We start from the raw sequence: 18151 nt of genomic DNA on the forward strand, positions 1-18151 counted from the left end.
GTGTCCCTGGCTCAGTGACGTGATAAGGTGCGCACAGTGTGCAACTTAAAGTCGGCTTCAAGTCAATGGCAAAAGAGCTGGATATCGGCGCGGTGGCGCGCCTGAGCGGAGTCGCGCCTTCTGCGCTGCGGCATTACGAGAAAAAGGGGCTGATCGCGTCGATAGGCCGCCACGGTTTGCGCCGTCAATACGCCGCCGGGGTGCTCGATCAACTGCGGTTGATCGCCCTCGCGCGCCTGGCCGGTTTTACGTTGGATGAGATGAGCGCCTTGTTTGACGAACGGGGCAAAATCGCGCTCGATCGCGTGTTGCTGGCGGCGCGGGCGGATGAGTTGGATCGCCATATCCAGCGCCTGATGCAGGTGCGCGACGGGCTGCGGCACATGGTCGATTGCCCTGAACCCGAGCACCTGCAGTGCCCGCAGTTCAGGAAAATATTGCTGCAGGGTGAGTTCTAAGCCTCGCGTTTGGGCAGCGGCGCCGTGTGGTACACCGAGATCGGCCGCAGGCCGCGCGATACGGTGGTGGCGATCACGCAGGCGAGCAGAATGCCGGGCAGCAGCGCGTATTCGCCGGTCATTTCAAACACCATCAGCGCCGCCATGATCGGCGCATGGGTGGTGGCGGCAAGCAGGGTGGCCATGCCGGTCAGCGCCAGCAGCAGCGGCACCGCCGCATCCATGCCCGGCCACAGGCCGAACAGCTGACCGATTATCGATCCGAGCGCGGCGCCGACGAACAGCGTCGGGGTGAAGACCCCGCCGGGCGCGCCCGAGCCGCTGCTGGCGAGGATCGCCAACAGTTTACACACCAGGATCGCGCCCAGCAGCAACACCCCCGGCGGCGCGATCAGCAGCGCCTGCACCACGCTGTAGCCATTGCCCCACACCTGCGGAAACAGCAGCGAAAGCAGCCCGACGATCAGGCCGCCCAACGCCAGCTGCAACGGCGGCTTCAGGCGCAGCGATCGGAAGGCGCGGCCGCTGGCGGTCATCAACCACAAAAACAGCGGCCCGCCGGCGCCGGCCACCACACCGACCAGCGCCATCAGCAGGTATTGCGTCGGCAAGGGGGCGGCGAGCGGCGTCACCAGGTAGAGCGGCGCCTGGCCGCCGTTGAGCAGGTTGGTCATCAGCAGGGCGCTCACTGCGGCGATCACCACCGGGCCGAGCGAGGCCAGCATCAGGGTGCCGAACAGGATCTCGGCGATAAACAGGCTGCCCGCCAACGGCGCATGGTAGGCGCTGGCCATCCCGGCGGCGGCGGCGCAGGCCACCCACAGTTTCCATTCTTTCTCGTGCGTAAAGCGCTGGGCGAAGAGCGATCCCACCAGCGCCGCCAGCAGGATCATCGCGCCTTCGCGGCCGATGGCGCTGCCGCTCGACACCACCAGCAGCGACGCCAGACACTTCACCAGGCTGGCGCCGGTATCCAGCTTGCCGTTGCCGGTCTCAATCGCTTCCATATAGTCGGTGGGCGCCGCCGGGCGCTGGTGGCGGTAGCGCTGGTGAATGTACAGCAGCAGGCCCGCCGCCAGACCGCCCAGCGCGGGCGTCAGCGCGCGTCGCCAGCCGGGCAGCGCGGCGGCGGCGGCCACCAGGCTGCCGTCGGCATTGCCGAGCAGCAGCCACTCGAGGCCAATCATCGAACGGTGAAACAGCCACACCGCCAGGGCGGCGGCGACGCCGATAAACACGGCGATAAGCAGGCTGCGCAGCAGGGCGCGATAGTGGTGCAGGTGGACCAATCTTTTCATGCGTGGGCGGCGTCGTGAGAAAAATCAAAGGGTCATCAGCGCATTGTGCTTGGCGCTCCGGCCGATGACCAGTGAATCTTTAGCAAACTGCGGCATGGGCGGGGCGGCGAGCGCCCCGGCGTGGGTTATTGCGGCGTCAACACCCGGCGCGTGCGGCCGGAACTGAGGTAGTCGGCGATATAATCCTGCGAGATTTCGCCGCTGTAGCGTCCGTCTTCATCGACGATCGGCATCCAGGAAGTGTTGTGTTCGTACAGCTTCGACAGCACCACGCGCAGGTTCTCTTCCGCGCGGGCGGTGACGCGGAAACGGTGCAGGCTGTCGGCGCACACCCCCGGCGCGCCGCGCGCCTCACGGCGTTTGACGTAGCCCAGCGGCTTGCCGTCGGCGTCCACTACCGTAACCGAACGGGCGTCGATATCGTCCATCAGCCCGAACGCCTCCACCAGCGGCGTTTCCCGGCGCACCGTCACCGTCTCTTGTTGGCCTGCCACGTCACCGGCCTGCACCAGCAGCAGGCGCTTCAGCGTGCGATCCTGGCCGACAAAGGAGGCGACGAACTCGTTCGCCGGCCGCGCCAGCAGCTCATCGGCGCTGGCGTTCTGCACGATTTTGCCCTGGCGGAACACCGCAATGCGATCGCCGAGCTTCAGCGCTTCGTCGATGTCGTGGCTGACCAGCATCACGGTCTTTTTCAGCTGGCGCTGCATGTCGAGAAACTCGTTCTGGATGGTTTCGCGGTTGATCGGATCCACCGCGCCGAAGGGTTCATCCATCAGCAGCACCGGCGGATCGGCCGCCAGCGCGCGGATCACGCCGATGCGCTGTTGCTGCCCGCCCGACATCTCTTTCGGGTAGCGGTGCAAAAAGCGCTTGGGATCCAGCGCCACCATGCTCATCAGCTCTTCGGCGCGGGCGTGGCAGCGTTTTTTGTCCCAGCCCAGCATGCGCGGCACCACGGTGATGTTTTCCTCGATGGTCATGTTGGGGAACAGACCGATCTGTTGGATGACGTAGCCGATTTTACGGCGCAGGCTGACGGTATCCAGCGCGCTGGTGTCTTCGCCGTTGATCAGAATGGTGCCGCCGGTGGGTTCGATCAGGCGGTTGATCATCTTCAGCGTGGTGGTTTTGCCGCAGCCGGAAGGGCCGAGTAGCACGCAGATTTCGCCTTCCGGCACGTCCAGATTGATGTTGTCGACGGCGTTGAACGGCGTGCCGTTCTTTTGCATGAACTGTTTGGTCAGATTTTCCAATTTAATCATGAGCGGATCCCCTTGGGCGTTAGCGCAATTTGCAAGCGGTGCAATAACCAATCGAGGACGATCGCCAGCAGGCTGATCATCACGGCGCCGGTAATCAACTGGCGAATGTCACTGCTGCTGATGCCGTTGAGCAGCAGCAGGCCGAGGCCGCCGGCGCCGATCACCGCGGCGATCGCCATCACGCCGATATTCATCACCACGGCGGTGCGGATGCCGCCGAAAATGACCGGCAGCGCCACCGGGATTTCCACCCAGCGCAGCCGTTGCCAGAAGGTCATGCCGATGCCGCGGCCGGCTTCGCGCAGCCCGCCGGGCAGATTGTCGAGCGCGGTGTGGGTATTGCGCACGATCGGCAGCAGAGAGTAGAGGAACACCGCGGTGATCGCCGGCACGTAGCCGATGCCGTGGCCAATCAATGAAAACAGCGGGATCATCAGCCCGAACAGGGCGATGGAGGGCACGGTCAGCACCAGCGTGGCCAGGCTCAGCACCGGCGTCGCCAGCCATTTGTGGCGGACGATCAGCACGCCAAGCGGCACGCCGATCAGGATCGCCAGACCCACGGCGACGCCGACCAGCAGCAGGTGTTCCAGCGTCAACCCGGCGATATAGGCCCAGTTTTGCCAGGCGTAGAGTAAGGTATTCATCATGCCTCCTTAAATCAGGCCGCGCTGCTTGAGAAACGCGTCGGCGACCTGTTGCGGCGTCTGATAGTCGATATCCACCTTAGCGTTCAGCTCGGTGATCACCTGGTTATTGAACTGTTTCGACAGCGTGTTCAGCGCCTCTTCCAGCCCCGGCGTGTTTTGCAATACGTCGGCGCGCACTACCGGCGTGACCGCGTAGCTCGGGAAATAGCCCTTGTCGTCTTCCAGCACCTGCAGATCGAAGCCTTTCACCCGGCCATCGGTGGTGTACACCAGCCCGGCATCGACGAAGCCGTCGCGAATGGCGTTGTAGACCAGGCCGGGGTCCATTTGGCGGATTTGCGGGCGATCGAGCGGCATGTCGTACAGCGCCTGCATCGGCTTCAGGCCGTCCGAGCGGCCGGCGAACTCCAGATCCAGCCCCAGTAGCCAGTTGTGTTTAGGGTCCGTTTTACGCACCTGTTCCACTTTGGCCACCAGCTGCGACATCGTGCGGATCTGCTCTTTTTCCGCGCGCCGGCGCTGCATGGCGAAGGCGTAGGTGTTGTTCATGTCCGCCGGCTGCAGCCACACCAGGCCGAGTTTGGCGTCGAGCTTTTTCACCGTGTCGTAGGTTTCCTGCGGCGTCATGCGCTTATTGATGTGGTTAAAGATGATCAGCGAGGTGCCGGTGTATTCCCAGGTCATGTCGATCTGCTTGTTGATCATGGCGTTGCGGGTGATCACCGTGGCCAGGTTGGTCTTGGGTTCGACCTGAAAACCTTTGGCCCGCAGGTATTGCACGGTGATCGCCGACAGAATGCGCTGTTCGGTAAAGTTCTTGCTCGCCAGCGTCAGCGGGGCGGCCCAGGCGGCCGCGCCGGTCATCAGCAAGGAGAACAGCAGCGCGTGGCGGAGGCGTTGTAACCATCGAGTCATCGCGTTTCTCCCATCAGGATGCGGTGTGCGGGCTGAGCCGGCGGCCGAGACCGGCCAGCGCCAGATCGAGCAGCAGGGCGATCAGCGCGGTGGCGGCGGCGCCGAGGATCAGCGTCGGGAAGTCGTTCAGGTAGATGCCGGGGAAAATCAGCTCGCCGTAGCTGCTGGCGCCGATTAAAAACGCCAGCGGCGCGGTGCCGACGTTAATCGCCATCGCGATGCGTATCCCGGCGAAGATCACTGGCAGCGCGTTAGGGAGTTCGACCTGGCGCAGCCGCTGCCCGGCGGTCATGCCAATACCGTTGGCGGCCTCGACCAGCGCCGGCGGCACCGAACGCAGGCCGGCATAGGTATTGCGCACGATGGGCAGCAGCGAGGCGAGGAACAGCGCCACCACCGCCGGCCGATCGCCGATGCCGATGATCACCATCGCCAGCGCCAGCACCGCCAGCGGCGGCAGGGTGTTGCCGACGTTGAAGATTTGCATCACGTGTTCCGCCCAGCGGCGGGCGAAAGGGCGGCTCAGCAAGATACCGCTGGGAATGCCGACCAGCAGCGATAGCAGCATGGAGCAGGCCACCAGGAACATGTGTTGCTGGCCGAGGTAGATCAAATCTTCCCGGCGCGACTTGAGGGTGTCCCAACCGATGCCGTAAACCAGCAGTGCGATGACGGCGATAAACAACAGGCTCCCGAGGAGCAGGCGCCGGTATGGCGCTGACTTGTGCATGATGTTGCGTCCTCCGTTGCGCGGAGCGGCCGACGAGACGGCGCATTCCGCTCTGATTGTTACCCACGGCCCGGCGGGCGTGGCGGTACAAAACGGGCGTTTCGCATGAGGTTAGCGACATTGAGCGAAGGGTGCGTTCGGCACAGCGTGCTGAACGTAGGCTCAATACGTGAGTTAATCAGCATAAGATACTGATATTTAAACCCGAGAAAGCACGAAGCCCAACGACTCCGGCTAGGGAAGGTATAGCACCCTGTCGTTGACCGTGCCAAGTTTTATGAACAAAATCAGGTGATTGAGTTTGCGCCGATCGGCGTCTCAGCCCGCGTCAGCGCTGGGATGGGGGGAAAGTGAAAAAAATCCGCCGCATAACGTTACGCCGTAACAATGAGTCCAAATGGTGCGATCCGCCGTCGGCGAAGACGGGATGTGAGGGCGGATAGACTCGGTGCAGGCGCTTGCTGATATACTCAGGGAAAACAAAAACGCCAGGAAACCTGCATAACGCCATGACAAATAACGTTTCACCCGCACCCATCGCTCACCGCCCGCTGATTCTGATCGCCTGCATGCTGGCGATGTTCATGTCGGCGATCGAAGCCACCATCGTCGCCACCGCCATGCCGACCATCATCGGCGATCTCGGCGGTTTCTCGCTGCTGGGCTGGGTGTTCGCGGTCTATTTGCTGTCGCAGGCGATCACCATTCCCATCTACGGGCGACTGGCGGATCTCTACGGCCGCAAACGGGTGTTCTTCTTCGGCGCCACGCTGTTCCTGTTGGGATCGGTACTGTGCGGTTTCGCCCCCGACATGTATTGGCTGATCGGCTTTCGTCTGCTGCAGGGGCTGGGCGCCGGCGCCATCATGCCGATCGCCTCCACCATCATCGGCGATATCTACAGCGCCACCGAACGGCCGAAGGTGATGGGATACCTGTCGAGCGTGTGGGGCGTGTCGGCGATCATCGGCCCGCTGTTGGGGGCGTTTATCGTGCAGCATTTGCCGTGGGCGTTGGTGTTCTGGGTCAACCTGCCGATCGGCCTGTTGGCGATGTTCTTCCTCTGGCGCTATCTGCCGGCGCATCAGCCATTGCGCCAGCACGCGCTGGATCTGGCCGGTACCGCCTGGCTGACGCTGTTCGTTTCGGCGCTGCTGTTGGCGCTGTTGCAGATGGAAAGCCTGGGCTGGTGGGTGGTGCCGCTGTTTGCGCTGGCGGCGGCGGCGCTGGCGCTGCTTGTCCGCCAGGAGCGGCGCGCGGTCGAACCGCTGTTCCCGTTGGCGCTGTGGCAAAGCCGGGTGATCGTCGCCGGCAACATCGGCGGGTTGGTGATCGGCGCGGCGATGATGGGCATCAGCGCCTTTCTGCCGACCTTCATTCAGGGCGTGATGGGGGGCTCGCCGCTGGAGGCGGGCACCACGCTGGCCCTGATGTCGATCGGGTGGCCGCTGGCCAGCACGCTGAGCGGCCGCTTGATGCTGATGACCTCGTACCGCGCCACGGCGCTGCTGGGCGCGCTGTTGTTGGTGGCGGGCGGTCTGATCTTGCTGCTGCTGCAGCCGGAGGGCGGCTTGCTGTGGGGCCGGGTGGCGGCGTTTATGGTCGGCGCCGGCATGGGGCTGTGCAATACCACGTTTCTGGTTTCGGTGCAGAACGCGGCACATTACAGCATTCGCGGCATCGCCACCGCCTGTACGGTGTTTACCCGCATGGTGGGCTCGGCCATCGGCACCGCGATTTTGGGCGCGACGCTGAATCTCAACCTGCAGTGGCGGTTGCCGGAGATTGACGATCCTGTGCAGCGGCTGATGGAACCGGCGGTGCGCCAGAGCATGGCGAGCGAGGCGTTGGCGCAGCTGACCCAGCAAGTGGCGGCTTCGCTGCATTGGGTGTTTCTGGTTTCGGCGCTGGTGTCGTTGCTGGCGCTGGCGGCGGCGATGCTGATCCCGGCGCGTTGTCGGCCGCAGGGCGAAGAGGAAGAGGCGGAACAGGCGTAAGGAAGAGAAGGAGCGGGCGCTGCTGCAGAGCGCCCTGGTAGTCGGTGCGGCTTACTGCGTGTTGGAGGTATCCTGGCTGGTGCCGGTCTGCGCCGCATCACCGCGATCGTCGCCGTTGTTCAGGCGGGTGTAGACGATCTTCTGGGTGTCGTTTTCGCAGTGGCCGACCACCTGGCCGCCCGCTTGATCGGCCTGATCGTTTGGCACGATCTCCAGTTTGAAGCCGGACTCCGGTACGCCGTTATTGACGATTTTTTGCGAAATGTCCGCTTTCACGCTTTCGCAGGAGGCCAGGGCCGCTATCGGCGCGCCGGCCAGCAACACAGCGGTTAATATCAGCGTTTTTTTCATCACGTCATCCTTTTAGACAATGGACTTCCTGTAACAGGATAGCAGCAACGGCGGCCGGGTTTCACGCTTGCCCGCCCGCCGCAGGCGGATTAAGGATTAATCCGACGCCCGGTCTGGCGATCCAGACATTTACGGGTGTCCGGCTCCCAGTAGGCGTTGACGTTGTTGCTGTCGTTGCAGCGATCTTCGTCATCCGCCGCGCGATCGATCTTGTCGAATTCTTTCTCGACGCGGGTGTTAACCTTGTGGCGCAGGGATTTGGTATCATTCCACTGCTCTTTGCTCTGGCGCGCTTCTTCGGTGCTCATCGCGCCGCTGCCTTTGCCATCGACGGTGACGCAGGTACTGCCCTGAGTGCAGGTGGCAGCCAGCGCCGGCGCCTGCCAGGCGCCCATTACGGCCAGCATGGCGACCGGCAGCATCCCGCGCAGCAGTCGTTGGGTCGAAAATGTTTTCATCGTTTCATCCTTATGAGTGAGTGCGCCTGATGAAGGCGGCACTGGCGTTACCTCGCCCGCAGGCGTGGTGACAAATATACCACCGCGCTCCTGGAATTCACCAGCCAAGCGCCGATTCGTTTACTTTATCGAGAGAAAACTGCGACCGATGTTAAAAACTACGCTGTTGTTTTTCGCCACCGCCCTCGCTGAAATTATCGGCTGTTTCCTGCCTTACCTGTGGCTCAAGAAGCAGGGCAGCGCCTGGCTGCTGCTGCCGGCGGCCTTGAGCCTGATGCTGTTCGTCTGGCTGTTGACGCTGCATCCTGCGGCCAGCGGGCGGGTCTACGCGGCCTATGGCGGCGTGTATGTGGCGACGGCGCTGCTGTGGCTGCGAGTGGTGGACGGCGTGAAGCTGTCTGCGCTGGATTGGGTCGGCGCCGGGGTGGCGCTGGCGGGCATGCTGATTATCGTTTCCGGCTGGCGCGCGGCCTGAGGAAACACGGCGGGAGTCGCCTCCCGCCGACAGGGCTCAGGCGCCGCGGTGGATGTTCAGCCCGGCGAAGGACTGGCTGACCGGCATCATTTCCAGCGTGTTGATGTTGACGCGCGCCGGCAACGTGGCGACCCAGAATACCGACTCGGCGATGTCTTCCGGCGTCAGCGCATCGGCGCCTTCGTAGGTTTTATTGACCTTGCCGTCATCGCCCTTGAAGCGCACGTTGGAGAATTCGGTGCCGCCCACCAGGCCCGGCTCGATATCGGTCACGCGGATGCGCGTGCCGTGCAGATCGGCGCGCAGGCCCAGGCTGAACTGCTTGACGAACGCCTTGGTGGCGCCGTACACGTTGCCGCCGGCATAGGGCCAGTTGGCGGCGGTGGAACCGATGTTGATCACGTGGCCGACGTTGCGCTCGACCATGGCGGGCAGCAGCGCGCGGGTCATGTTCACCAGCCCTTTGGCGTTGGTGTCGATCATGGTTTCCCAGTCATCGGCGTTGGCCTTGTGCGCCGGCTCCAGCCCCAGCGCCAGCCCGGCGTTGTTCACCAGCACGTCGATCTGGCGCAGCTCGGCCGGCAGCGCTTCTATCACCTGCTGAATGGCGGCGCGGTTGCGCACGTCGAGCCGCACGATGTGCAACGCTTCCCCCAATTCTTCCTGCAGCGCTTCAAGACGCTCAAGGCGGCGCCCGGCGGCGATCACCTGGTGGCCTTCACGGATAAAACGGCGTGCGATCGCCTCGCCGAAACCGGAGGTGGCGCCGGTAACAAATATAATCATGTTGCTGTTCCTCAACTGTTTTTACCCTACATGCTTCTATCATTAGCACAAACCCGCAGGCAGTGGCAGCGGTTATCACGGCGGAAAGGAAAAAAGGTCACACCGGGCCAGCGGCCCGATGCTGATTAGCGCTGAGGCGGCAGGTGGTAGACCACGGCGTCATACTTGATGTTTTCACGTTTGCCGGCCAGCACGCCGCCCAGCGACTCGACGAGGCGGCGGCTGGCGGTATTCTGCTCGGCCACCGGGTAGAGAAAGTGCGGCGGCTGAAAGCGCTCGCTGGCCCAGCGCGCGATGCCCTGCACGATTTCGCGGCCGTAGCCCTGGCCATGCAGGCTCTCTTTCACCCAGATGCCCAGCTCCGGGGTGGGGCTGCGCAGGTTGTGCGCGCCGCCGACGCCGACGAACTGCCGGTCTTCGCGCCGGCGGGCGACGAAGATCACTTCTTCGCCTTCGCGCATCAGCGGCAGCCAGCTTTGCCAAACGTTGGCGAAATCTTCCGGCGACGCCTCCGGCTCAAAGGTCATAAAGCGCGTCAGCGTGGGGGTGATCGCCTGGTAAACATCGTCGGCGTCTGCTGCGGTAAAGGGGGCAATCAACAAACGGTCGGTGTCAACGCGGCACTGAGAAAGGTCATTGTGATTCATTTTATTTCCTCGCTTTTCAGGCCATAACGGCAAAAAATCCGCGCACATAAATCGGGGCGGATCGTCGATATTACGCGTATTGGCGTCAGAAGCGACTTATTTTTCGCCGCTGCGGCGACGCGGAGGAACGGTTTTATGTGACGTCGTCACGTCGACGGGAAAGGCGGCGGGCACGGTTAACCGCGCCCGCCGTTGAGGATCAGAACTTCACCGAACCTTGCAGATAGATCGTGCGCGGCTGGCCGATGTACAGACCTTTGTTGTTGTCGTCATAGGCGCGGGTGAAATACTCGTGGTTGAACAGGTTTTTCACGCCGACGCCCAGATTCAGGCCGGCCATTTCCGGGCCGAAATCATAGGCGGCGCGCACGCCCCACAGCATATAGCCGGGAATGCGGCCGGTGCTGCCGTCGGCGCTTTCCGCCACGGTGTTGGCGTTGTCGGCGAACTGGTTGGATTGGAACTCGCCGTTAAGGTTAAACGCCCAGTTGCCCGGCGTGTAGTCCAGCCCCAGGGTGCCTTTATGCTTCGGCGAGAACGGCACCTGGTTGCCCTTGTAGCCGCCGTCTTCGCGGATGGTGGCGTTGACGTAGGCGTAGCTGGCGTAGGCGGTCAGGTCGTCCAGTTTCGGCGTCAGCTGCGACAGATCGTAACGCAGGCTGCCTTCCAGCCCGGCGTGGCGGGTTTTGCCGCGCGCGGTCACGCTGTCGGTCACCTGGTTAGAATCGTACTGGTTGTTGAAGTTGATCAGGAACAGCCCGATCTCGCCGGTCAGCGCATCGCCGGCGTAGCGGGTGCCCAGTTCCCAGGTGCGCGCCTTCTCCGGTTCAATCTTGCCGCTGTCGACTGCCTTGCCCATCTGGCTGTATTGCACGGTGCCGAAGGAGCCTTCAGTGTTGGCGTACAGGTTCCAGTATTCGTTCAGGTGATACATCACGTTCAACGCCGGCAGCGGCGCGTTATAGCTGACGTCGAGGCGGTTGTTCTTGATGTAGTTGTTCTGATACGACTTGATGTACTCGTAGCGCATGCCCGGCGTGATGGTCCAGTCGCCGATGTCGATGCGATCGTCGAGATAGAAGGCGTGCGCCTCGGTGCCGGACTGGGTGTCGCGATCGTACGGGCTGGCGGTGGACGGCAGCCTGCCGGTGCTGGCCTTGCTGGTGTAGCGCAGCTCATGGGTGGATTCACTGACGTAACGGTAGCCGACGCCGACCTCATGGGCAGAATCTCCCCAGCGGAAACTTTGGCTGTAGCGCGGTTCTACGCCGCGCACCCAGTATTCGCGCGGCGACAGCGTCAGGTTCTTGCCCTGATCCAGATAGCCGCTGCGCAGGGTGTAGGTGTAGAAGCTCTGCACGTCGAACTTATGCTGCTGATCAGGCTGATATTGGTAGCCGAAGTTCGCCAACTGGCGGCGGCCCCAGAACTTGTCGTACGGGCGTGTAGACTGGAACGGGTTGGCGTTGTAGTCCGCCCGGCTCAGGCCGCCCGGCATGTTCGCTTCGCCTTCATAGTATTGCAGCAGGCTGTTGAAGGTGTGCACCTCGTTCGGGGCGTAGCGGCTTTTCAGCATCACGTCGTCTATCTTGGTCGCGCTGTGCTCGCGCCAGTCGCTGCCGCGGGTGCCGGAGTAAAGCAGCGCCGCACCGAAGCCGTTGTCGGCGGTGCCGCCGATCATCAGGTTGCCGGTGCCTTTGGGGTGATCCTGGCGCGAGGTCGGGCTGAGCTGCCCCTGCATGCCGGCCTCCAGGCCGAAGGTTTTCGGGATGGCGCGGGTAACGAAGTTGACGACACCGCCGACGCTCTGCGGCCCATAGCGCACCGCGCCGCCGCCGCGCACCACGTCAATCGCATCCATATTGCCGAGCGAGACCGGCGCCAGCGACAGCTGCGGCTGGCCGTAAGGGGCGAAGGGCACCGGAATGCCGTCCATCAGCACGGTAGAGCGGCTGGCGAGGCGCGGGTTGAGGCCGCGTATGCCGAAGTTCAGCGCCATATCGTGGCTGCCGGTGCCGTTGTTCTCCGGCGCCACTACGCCCGGCACGCGGTTCAACGCTTCACGCACGGTGGTGGTGCCGGTTTTAACGAAGTCTTCGCGGCGCACGACGTCGCGCGCGCCGGGGTGTTCGAACACGTCTGCCTGACGGCCTTCCGCCAGCCAGTCGCCGACCACGGTGATGTCCTCTTCTTTCTGCGACTGCGGCAGTTTGGCCAGCGTGTAGCCGTTGTTGCCGAGCGCTTTAGCCTGCAGGCCGCTGCCAGCCAGCAGGGCGTTCAGGCCGTCATCGACGCCGTAGCTGCCGCTCAGGCCCGGCGAACGTTTACCGGCGGTCAGCGCGCCGTCTACCGAGAGCGCGATGCCGGCGCGCGCGGCGAAAGCGTTCAGCGCGCCGTCCAGCTCACCGGCCGGAATGTGATAGGCGGCAGCGGCACTGGCGGCGCTCGCCATCTGCGGTGCAGCGAAGACCAGGCCAATGGCCACGGCCAGCGGCGTGGCACGTTTTCCCCAAAGCGAAGCCGGAGCGACCTTTCCCCAAGCGTTGTTCATACCTTCTCCTGAATCATTTTTTATTTATTGCTGCAGTGTTTTCCTGGGAGTCGGATGAGCAAAGCAAAAGGGACAATCAAGAATGCGATTTTTTATCATTTTCATTTAAAAAATTCAGGCGGGGACGATTTGCAACCAATAGCGGGTAAAGCTTTGCAGGCGTACCGGCAGCGTCTGGCTGAGCAGGGCGAGGGCGCGATCGGTATCGTTGAGCGGGAAACTGCCGCTGACGCGCAGGCCGGCAACGGCCGGATCGCAGCTCAGGTGGCCGCGCCGATAGCGCGCCAGTTCGGCGATCACCCGGTCCAGCCGCCACTGGCTGACGCTCAGCACCCCGTGTAGCCAGCCGTCTTCCGCCGTAGCCGGTTGCTTATCGCTGAAGGCCGCCGCGCTGAAGCTTATCTGTTCGCCGGCGTTCACCCGGCGCTTTTGTTGCGCGTCTTGCGCCAGCTGCGCTTCGACTGCATGCTCCAGCACCGTCAGGTGCGTTTCGCCGCCGCTCTCGCGCACCAAAAAACGGGTGCCGAGCGCGCGCATCGCCCCTTGCGGGCTCTGCACCCACAGCGGCCGGGCATCGCGTCCGGTAACCAGGCTGATTTCCCCGGCGTGCAAGCGGATCAGCCGTTGGCGATCGTCGTAATGCACGTCCACCGCGCTGGCGGTGTTCAGCACCAGCTGGGTGCCGTCGCTTAACACAATGGGTTTGATTTCGCCGGTGGCGGTGCGGTAGTCGGCGCGCAGCTCTTGGCCGAGCGGCGACCGGTAGAAGAAGCCGCCGCCGCCCACGCCGAGCAACAGCAGCAGGCTTTTCAGTAGGGTGCGGCGATCGATCGCCGATTGACGGCCGGCGCGATCGAGCGTGCGATAGCTGAATTTGCCCGGCACGCCCTGCAGCTGGCTCTGCAATGCTTCGACGCGCTGCCAGGCCCAGCGGTGATCGTCATGCTGCTGGTGCCAGGCTTGCCACTGTTGGCGCTGGCGTTCGGTGACGTGCTCGTCGCACAGCAGGGCATACCAGTGTGCGGCCATTTTCAGCGCCTGGCGCTGCTCGGGGGTGATGGCGTTGCTCATGAATAAACGTCGTTTTCGAGGATGAACAGCAGGCAATGCTCGGTGGCTTTGGCCATGTATTTTTTAACCGAACTGACCGACACGCCGAGGCGCGCGGCGATGTCCGCATAGCCCAGGCCTTCGAGCTGCGACAACAGAAAGGCCTGCTTTACCTTCGGCCCCAGGCCGTCGAGCATGGCGTCGATCTGCTGCAGGCTTTCCAGCAGGCTCTGGCGCTGCTCCGGCGACGGGGCGTAGCCTTCCGGGATCAGCGCCAGCATCTCAAGATAGGCGCGCTCCAGCGTTCTGCGGCGGAACAGATCGACCATCACCCGCTTGGCGACGGTGACCAGAAAATCTTTCGGCTCGCGCAGGGTCGCCGCGGCGTCGCTTTTCAGCAGGCGCATAAAGGTGTCCTGCGCCACATCGTCCGCGTCGAAAGCGCAGCCCAGCCGCCGACGCAACCATCCCTGCAACCAGGCGTGGTGGGTGGCGTAAAGGCGCGACAGCGCGGCGTGCGGGGCAGAGGCGGTGGCGGACATGGTTTTCGCATTGCTGGTCAAAAAGATGCGCGGATGATAATTGAGAATAGTTATCGTTTCAAGTTTGACCGTTGCCTCCAGGCTGGGGTTCCGCCCCCGGACGCGGCGTTGAAATAAAGCGGACGGTCGTAAAGAGCGTCGTTTGCCCATTAAAGGTGCAGCGGCGCGGTGTTATTTCGGCAAGCAAACGGTTGCTATTTATCTGCCGTCGAAGACTGAGCGTGGGTCTTATTCTCTTTCGCCGGTCTATGCTTTTAGGTTAATTACCAATCAATTGTTTTTATTTAAAAATGTATTTTATCGCCGCCTGTTGGCACACGGCTTGCTATGCTTAATCCGGTCTTTGCGTTTGGGTAAAAAGGGCCTTGTTTCATCGGCGCAGGTTATTTCGCGGGTGAGCTTGGTCGGTCGTCACAAGGAAGAAAATAATGGCACTGCAATTCACCACGGCTATTCGTGGCAATTTTTTTGATATCGCAGCCTGTGTGGAGGCGCCGCAACAGCTCGAAGAACGCCTGCGGCATGTTCCCGACGGTTTGCTGCTGCTGAACGACGGCGTCATCGTCTGGTTCGGCAGCTGGCGGCAGGGCGAGGCGCTGCTGCCGCCGGGCTTCGCGGTCACGGAGTATCGCGACAAGCTGATCGTGCCGGGTTTTATCGATACCCATATCCATTATCCGCAAACCGAAATGATTGGCGCCTATGGCGATCAACTGCTGGACTGGTTAAACAATTACACCTTCCCGACCGAAAGCCGTTACGACTGTGAGCAGCACACCGACGCGATGTCGGCTTTCTTTCTGCAGCAGTTGCTGAGTAACGGCACTACCACCGCGCTGGTGTTCGGCACCGTGCATCCACAGTCGGTCGATGCGCTGTTCAGCCAGGCGGCAGCGCTGAACATGCGCCTGATCGCCGGCAAGGTCATGATGGATCGCCATGCGCCGGAGGCGCTGCTGGAAACGCCGGAGCAGAGTTATCGCCAGACGCGCGAACTGATCGAACGCTGGCACGGCAAAGGCCGCCTCGGTTACGCCATTACGCCGCGCTTTGCGCCCACCAGTACGCCGGCGCTGCTGGCGCAGGTGCAGCGGCTGCGCGAAGAATATCCCGACGTTTGGCTGCAGACGCACCTGAGCGAGAACCCGCAGGAAGTGGCCTGGGTAAAAGCGCTGTTCCCGCAACACCGCAGCTATCTGGATGTTTACCACCGCTACGGCATGACCGGCGATAAAAGCGTATTCGCCCATTGCCTGCATCTGGAGGAGCAGGAGTGGGATTGCCTGTGCGATACCCGCTCGGCGATCGCCTTTTGTCCCACCTCCAACCTGTTTCTCGGCAGCGGGTTGTTTGACCTGCAGCAGGCCTGGCGCAAGCGGGTGAAGCTCGGTATCGGCACCGACGTGGGGGCCGGCACTACCTTCAATATGCTGCGCACGTTAGGCGAGGCGTACAAGGTCGGCCAGCTGCAGCATTACCGGCTCTCCGCCGTAGAAGCGTTCTATCATGCCACCCTGGGCGGCGCCCGCGCGCTGGCGCTGGACGACAAAATCGGCAACTTCAACGTCGGCAAAGAGGCGGATTTCGTGGTGCTCGATCCGGCGGTCACGCCGCTGCAGCAGCTGCGTCACGCCAACAGCGCCACGCTGATGGAGCAAGGGTTTGTGCTGATGACCCTGGGGGACGATCGCAACATTTATCGCACCTATGTGGACGGTAAGGTGGTTTATCGGGCGTCGCGCTGACGCAGCCGCGCCTGCAGCCAAACGCTGAGCGGCGCGACGGCGACGGCGCTCAGTGCGCATAACCACAGCAGGCGTTGCAAACTGCGCGGGGTGAGGCCGCCGCTCAGCAGCGCGGAGGAGAGCAAGAAGGCCACCGTGGCGCTCAGGTGTATCAGGGCGGTTTGCAGCGTGCCGAAGGCGGCGCGTTGCCGATTGTCCGGCCAGCGCATGCTCAGGGAAGAGATCGCCACCAGCCGCGCGTAGGCCGCCGCGAGAAACGTCACCATAAACAGTTCAGCGCGATCGCCACCGCGCGCCGCCAGCCACAGGCTGCCCAGCAGCAACAGTGTGGCGTTCACCGTCAGCGTCACGGCGCCAAAGCGTTGCAGCCAGCGGCCCGCCAGCACGGTCGCCAGATAGCCGGCCACGCCGCCGATGAGAAACAGCCAGGACAAATGCGCGTCTGCCACCTGTAACCGCTGGGTGAGCAGCGGCGCCAGCACCGGGATCAGCAGCATCGGGCTGAACTGCGTCAGACCGGCGGCGGAGGCGAACAGCAACAGCCGGCGATCGAGCGTGACGGGCGCGGCAGCCTGTGGCTGCGGCGCATCCCTGGGAACGAACAGCGCCACCAACACCGCCGCCAGCAGACACAGCCCGCCGATAGTCACCAGCGCGGCGCGCCAGCTTGCCACCTCGCACAGGTACAGCATGCCCGGCATGCCGACGATGCTCACCAGCGAAAAAGACGCGATCACCGTCGCCAACATTCGGCCGTGCAGCGCGGCCGGCGCGGCGTTGAGCAGCAGTCCGATCCCCACGCCCATCGTGGTGCCGCCCAGCAGACCGGCCAGCAGCCGCAGCGCCAACAGCCAATAAAACTGCTGGGTTGCGGCGATCAGTAAGGTCGTCACCCCCAGCAGCGCGACGTTGAGCAGCAGAAAACGCCGCTTTTCAACGCCGCCGATCCAATAGAACGCGCCGATGCCGGAAATCACCGCTGCCAGCGTATAGGCCGCGCTGACATAACCGGCGTAGCTGACGGGCACGGAAAAGTCGGCGGCCATATAGAGAAATATCGGGTTGAACACCATGTATTCCAGGGCATTGGTGAATTGAATAAAGGCGATGACCAGCGCTATCGCCGTCAGCTTTCTCGTGGGTGTCATAAGCATCCATCGGTTGCAGAATCAGGCCGGCAGTGTAGCGCGTGGCGTTGCGCGGGATTAGGTGGTAGAAATGGCATGGTTTGTTATCAAATGTGGGATAATCATGCGCGCCAAATTGGATTTAAACCTGTTACGCATTTTCGTGGCGGTGGTGGAGCAAGGCAGCTTCGTCGGGGCCGCTCGGGCGCTGGCGATGCCGACCTCCAACGTCAGCCGTGCTATCTCGCAGCTGGAGCGCCAGCTCGACCAGCGCTTAATCGAGCGCAGCACCCGCTCAATGCGGCTGACGCCGAACGGCCAACTGTTGCATGAGCGGGCTCAGCCGTTGCTGGCGTCGCTCGATCACACCGCGCAAACGCTCAGCGAACGGCAGCAACAGCTGCGGGGGCCGCTGCGCCTGTGCGTGCCGAATGAAGTGGGGCCATATCTGTTGGGCGATCCGTTGGCGGCCTTCGCCCTGCAGCATCCGCAGATCGAAATCAGCTGCGTCACCAATCTGGCGGGCATGGCGTCGCTGCTTGACGATGTCGATCTGGCGGTCATGGTCAGCCGGGGCCTGTTGGACGACAGCGACTATGTCGCGCAGCCGCTGGCGACCTTTCCCTGCATCGTGGTGGCTGCGCCGGCGCTGGTGGCGCAGTGGCCGCCGACGTCGGAGATTGAGCAATTCACGCAATTGCCCTGTATCAGTACGGTGGATGCGCTGAAGGGCATGCCGTGGCAATTCGTCCGCCCGGACGGCAAGTTCGTTACCGTCCCGGTCAATGCGCGCTATCGCGTCAATAGCGGGGAGATGGCGCTGAAGGCGGCCTTGGCCGGCGTGGGGTTCGCCATGCTCTCCGAGCTCGGCTGCCGGCCGTTTCTGGCCGACGGACGTTTGGTTGAGATACCGCTGGCCTTGCCGCCGGCGCCGCTGCAGCTGTATGCCGTTTATCCCGGCCGCCGCTATCTGCCGGCCAAAACGCGCGCGCTGCTGACCTTTCTGATACAGCAGATCGGCGAGGCGGCTCACTTCTAATCACTTGTTTTTGCTCAAACTGCCAACTGCGCCTAAGCTAGGAGGTGACTCAGAGGGAGCCATTCCC

General features: G+C 62.9%; 19 protein-coding genes. 6 read left to right on the forward strand and 13 right to left on the reverse strand.

Translation table 11 applies throughout. The features are described 5' to 3' along the window. The first annotated feature begins 65 nt into the window (after nt 1-65). Entirely contained in the window at nt 66-458 is a 393-nt protein-coding gene (locus tag ACSBQV_RS02900; protein ID WP_099782925.1) for a helix-turn-helix domain-containing protein, read from the forward strand. Here ACSBQV_RS02900 and clcB read toward each other — a convergent pair. From clcB to ACSBQV_RS02925, 5 genes are all read right to left on the reverse strand, one after another. Next, on the reverse strand, nt 455-1756 hold the full coding sequence (gene clcB / locus ACSBQV_RS02905; protein WP_089191702.1) for a voltage-gated ClC-type chloride channel ClcB: 1302 nt from the start codon (nt 1754-1756) through the stop codon (nt 455-457). The genes ACSBQV_RS02900 and clcB overlap by 4 nt on opposite strands. A gap of 125 nt (nt 1757-1881) precedes the next feature. Continuing rightward, entirely contained in the window at nt 1882-3021 is a 1140-nt protein-coding gene (gene osmV / locus ACSBQV_RS02910; protein WP_033642984.1) for an osmoprotectant ABC transporter ATP-binding protein OsmV, read from the reverse strand. Beyond that, entirely contained in the window at nt 3018-3668 is a 651-nt protein-coding gene (gene osmW, locus ACSBQV_RS02915) for an osmoprotectant ABC transporter permease OsmW (protein WP_015377782.1), read from the reverse strand. Before osmW ends, osmV begins: the two co-directional genes overlap by 4 nt. 9 nt (nt 3669-3677) lie before the next feature. Next, the gene (locus ACSBQV_RS02920; protein WP_227711513.1) at nt 3678-4535 is read right to left on the reverse strand and encodes a glycine betaine ABC transporter substrate-binding protein; all 858 of its coding nucleotides are present in this window, start codon (nt 4533-4535) and stop codon (nt 3678-3680) included. Between the two features lie 64 nt (nt 4536-4599). Further along, nucleotides 4600-5316, reverse strand: coding sequence for an ABC transporter permease (locus ACSBQV_RS02925; RefSeq protein ID WP_033642986.1), 717 nt, complete (start codon nt 5314-5316; stop codon nt 4600-4602). A gap of 509 nt (nt 5317-5825) precedes the next feature. Between ACSBQV_RS02925 and ACSBQV_RS02930 the strand changes: the two genes are divergently transcribed. Further along, nucleotides 5826-7313 (forward strand): MDR family MFS transporter, encoded by a 1488-nt coding sequence (locus ACSBQV_RS02930; protein WP_099782927.1) that lies wholly within the window; start codon nt 5826-5828, stop codon nt 7311-7313. 51 nt (nt 7314-7364) lie between these two features. On the opposite strand, the gene ACSBQV_RS02935 is transcribed toward ACSBQV_RS02930, so the two are convergent. Further along, nucleotides 7365-7664, reverse strand: coding sequence for a DUF1161 domain-containing protein (locus tag ACSBQV_RS02935; protein ID WP_033642988.1), 300 nt, complete (start codon nt 7662-7664; stop codon nt 7365-7367). A gap of 89 nt (nt 7665-7753) precedes the next feature. Continuing rightward, nucleotides 7754-8122 carry a DUF1283 family protein gene (locus ACSBQV_RS02940; RefSeq protein WP_033633135.1) on the reverse strand — a complete coding sequence of 123 codons (369 nt, stop codon included), beginning with the start codon at nt 8120-8122 and terminating at the stop codon, nt 7754-7756. A 148-nt stretch (nt 8123-8270) separates the two neighbouring features. Here ACSBQV_RS02940 and ACSBQV_RS02945 point away from each other — a divergent pair, with 148 nt between their 5' ends. Then, nucleotides 8271-8597 carry a YnfA family protein gene (locus tag ACSBQV_RS02945; RefSeq protein ID WP_004938563.1) on the forward strand — a complete coding sequence of 109 codons (327 nt, stop codon included), beginning with the start codon at nt 8271-8273 and terminating at the stop codon, nt 8595-8597. Nucleotides 8598-8633: 36 nt separating this feature from the next. Here the strand turns inward: ACSBQV_RS02945 and ydfG are convergent, their stop codons facing one another. The 5 genes from ydfG to fecI form a co-directional block, all read right to left on the reverse strand. Further along, the gene (gene ydfG / locus ACSBQV_RS02950) at nt 8634-9383 is read right to left on the reverse strand and encodes a bifunctional NADP-dependent 3-hydroxy acid dehydrogenase/3-hydroxypropionate dehydrogenase YdfG (RefSeq protein WP_033642989.1); all 750 of its coding nucleotides are present in this window, start codon (nt 9381-9383) and stop codon (nt 8634-8636) included. A gap of 125 nt (nt 9384-9508) precedes the next feature. Continuing rightward, entirely contained in the window at nt 9509-10030 is a 522-nt protein-coding gene (locus ACSBQV_RS02955) for a GNAT family N-acetyltransferase (RefSeq protein ID WP_033650472.1), read from the reverse strand. A gap of 199 nt (nt 10031-10229) precedes the next feature. Then, nucleotides 10230-12581: a TonB-dependent Fe(3+) dicitrate receptor FecA gene (fecA, locus tag ACSBQV_RS02960; RefSeq protein ID WP_099782929.1), complete on the reverse strand. Its 2352-nt coding sequence runs from the start codon at nt 12579-12581 to the stop codon at nt 10230-10232. Nucleotides 12582-12695: 114 nt separating this feature from the next. Continuing rightward, the gene (fecR, locus tag ACSBQV_RS02965) at nt 12696-13652 is read right to left on the reverse strand and encodes a ferric citrate uptake sigma factor regulator FecR (protein ID WP_099782931.1); all 957 of its coding nucleotides are present in this window, start codon (nt 13650-13652) and stop codon (nt 12696-12698) included. Next, nucleotides 13649-14173, reverse strand: a complete 525-nt coding sequence (gene fecI / locus ACSBQV_RS02970) for a ferric citrate uptake sigma factor FecI (protein WP_046686988.1) — start codon at nt 14171-14173, stop codon at nt 13649-13651. The genes fecR and fecI overlap by 4 nt, the downstream gene beginning before the upstream one ends. 142 nt (nt 14174-14315) lie before the next feature. Between fecI and ACSBQV_RS02975 the strand changes: the two genes are divergently transcribed. Both ACSBQV_RS02975 and guaD read left to right on the forward strand, forming a co-directional pair. After that, nucleotides 14316-14645 (forward strand): hypothetical protein, encoded by a 330-nt coding sequence (locus ACSBQV_RS02975; protein ID WP_143557055.1) that lies wholly within the window; start codon nt 14316-14318, stop codon nt 14643-14645. Then, nucleotides 14602-15918, forward strand: a complete 1317-nt coding sequence (gene guaD, locus ACSBQV_RS02980; RefSeq protein WP_099782933.1) for a guanine deaminase — start codon at nt 14602-14604, stop codon at nt 15916-15918. The genes ACSBQV_RS02975 and guaD overlap by 44 nt, the downstream gene beginning before the upstream one ends. On the opposite strand, the gene ACSBQV_RS02985 is transcribed toward guaD, so the two are convergent. Further along, entirely contained in the window at nt 15900-17066 is a 1167-nt protein-coding gene (locus ACSBQV_RS02985; protein WP_099782935.1) for an MFS transporter, read from the reverse strand. The genes guaD and ACSBQV_RS02985 overlap by 19 nt on opposite strands. Before the next feature lie 103 nt (nt 17067-17169). On the opposite strand from ACSBQV_RS02985, the gene ACSBQV_RS02990 reads away from it, so the two are divergent. Then, nucleotides 17170-18084: a LysR family transcriptional regulator gene (locus ACSBQV_RS02990; protein ID WP_099782937.1), complete on the forward strand. Its 915-nt coding sequence runs from the start codon at nt 17170-17172 to the stop codon at nt 18082-18084. Nucleotides 18085-18151 lie beyond the last annotated feature (67 nt).

It is taken from the genome of Serratia sp. B501, from assembly GCF_051172315.1.
GTDB classification, from domain to species: domain Bacteria; phylum Pseudomonadota; class Gammaproteobacteria; order Enterobacterales; family Enterobacteriaceae; genus Serratia; species Serratia ureilytica.

Excerpts from the sequence above, each read along its gene's own strand:
- ACSBQV_RS02900 (WP_099782925.1), top strand. The coding sequence starts at position 66 with ATGGCAAAAGAGCTGGATATCGGCGCGGTGGCGCGCCTGAGCGGAGTC.
- clcB (WP_089191702.1), bottom strand. The coding sequence starts at position 1,756 with ATGAAAAGATTGGTCCACCTGCACCACTATCGCGCCCTGCTGCGCAGC.
- osmV (WP_033642984.1), bottom strand. The coding sequence starts at position 3,021 with ATGATTAAATTGGAAAATCTGACCAAACAGTTCATGCAAAAGAACGGC.
- osmW (WP_015377782.1), bottom strand. The coding sequence starts at position 3,668 with ATGAATACCTTACTCTACGCCTGGCAAAACTGGGCCTATATCGCCGGG.
- ACSBQV_RS02920 (WP_227711513.1), bottom strand. The coding sequence starts at position 4,535 with ATGACCGGCGCGGCCGCCTGGGCCGCCCCGCTGACGCTGGCGAGCAAG.
- ACSBQV_RS02925 (WP_033642986.1), bottom strand. The coding sequence starts at position 5,316 with ATGCACAAGTCAGCGCCATACCGGCGCCTGCTCCTCGGGAGCCTGTTG.
- ACSBQV_RS02930 (WP_099782927.1), top strand. The coding sequence starts at position 5,826 with ATGACAAATAACGTTTCACCCGCACCCATCGCTCACCGCCCGCTGATT.
- ACSBQV_RS02935 (WP_033642988.1), bottom strand. The coding sequence starts at position 7,664 with ATGAAAAAAACGCTGATATTAACCGCTGTGTTGCTGGCCGGCGCGCCG.
- ACSBQV_RS02940 (WP_033633135.1), bottom strand. The coding sequence starts at position 8,122 with ATGAAAACATTTTCGACCCAACGACTGCTGCGCGGGATGCTGCCGGTC.
- ACSBQV_RS02945 (WP_004938563.1), top strand. The coding sequence starts at position 8,271 with ATGTTAAAAACTACGCTGTTGTTTTTCGCCACCGCCCTCGCTGAAATT.
- ydfG (WP_033642989.1), bottom strand. The coding sequence starts at position 9,383 with ATGATTATATTTGTTACCGGCGCCACCTCCGGTTTCGGCGAGGCGATC.
- ACSBQV_RS02955 (WP_033650472.1), bottom strand. The coding sequence starts at position 10,030 with ATGAATCACAATGACCTTTCTCAGTGCCGCGTTGACACCGACCGTTTG.
- fecA (WP_099782929.1), bottom strand. The coding sequence starts at position 12,581 with ATGAACAACGCTTGGGGAAAGGTCGCTCCGGCTTCGCTTTGGGGAAAA.
- fecR (WP_099782931.1), bottom strand. The coding sequence starts at position 13,652 with ATGAGCAACGCCATCACCCCCGAGCAGCGCCAGGCGCTGAAAATGGCC.
- fecI (WP_046686988.1), bottom strand. The coding sequence starts at position 14,173 with ATGTCCGCCACCGCCTCTGCCCCGCACGCCGCGCTGTCGCGCCTTTAC.
- guaD (WP_099782933.1), top strand. The coding sequence starts at position 14,602 with ATGGCACTGCAATTCACCACGGCTATTCGTGGCAATTTTTTTGATATC.
- ACSBQV_RS02985 (WP_099782935.1), bottom strand. The coding sequence starts at position 17,066 with ATGACACCCACGAGAAAGCTGACGGCGATAGCGCTGGTCATCGCCTTT.
- ACSBQV_RS02990 (WP_099782937.1), top strand. The coding sequence starts at position 17,170 with ATGCGCGCCAAATTGGATTTAAACCTGTTACGCATTTTCGTGGCGGTG.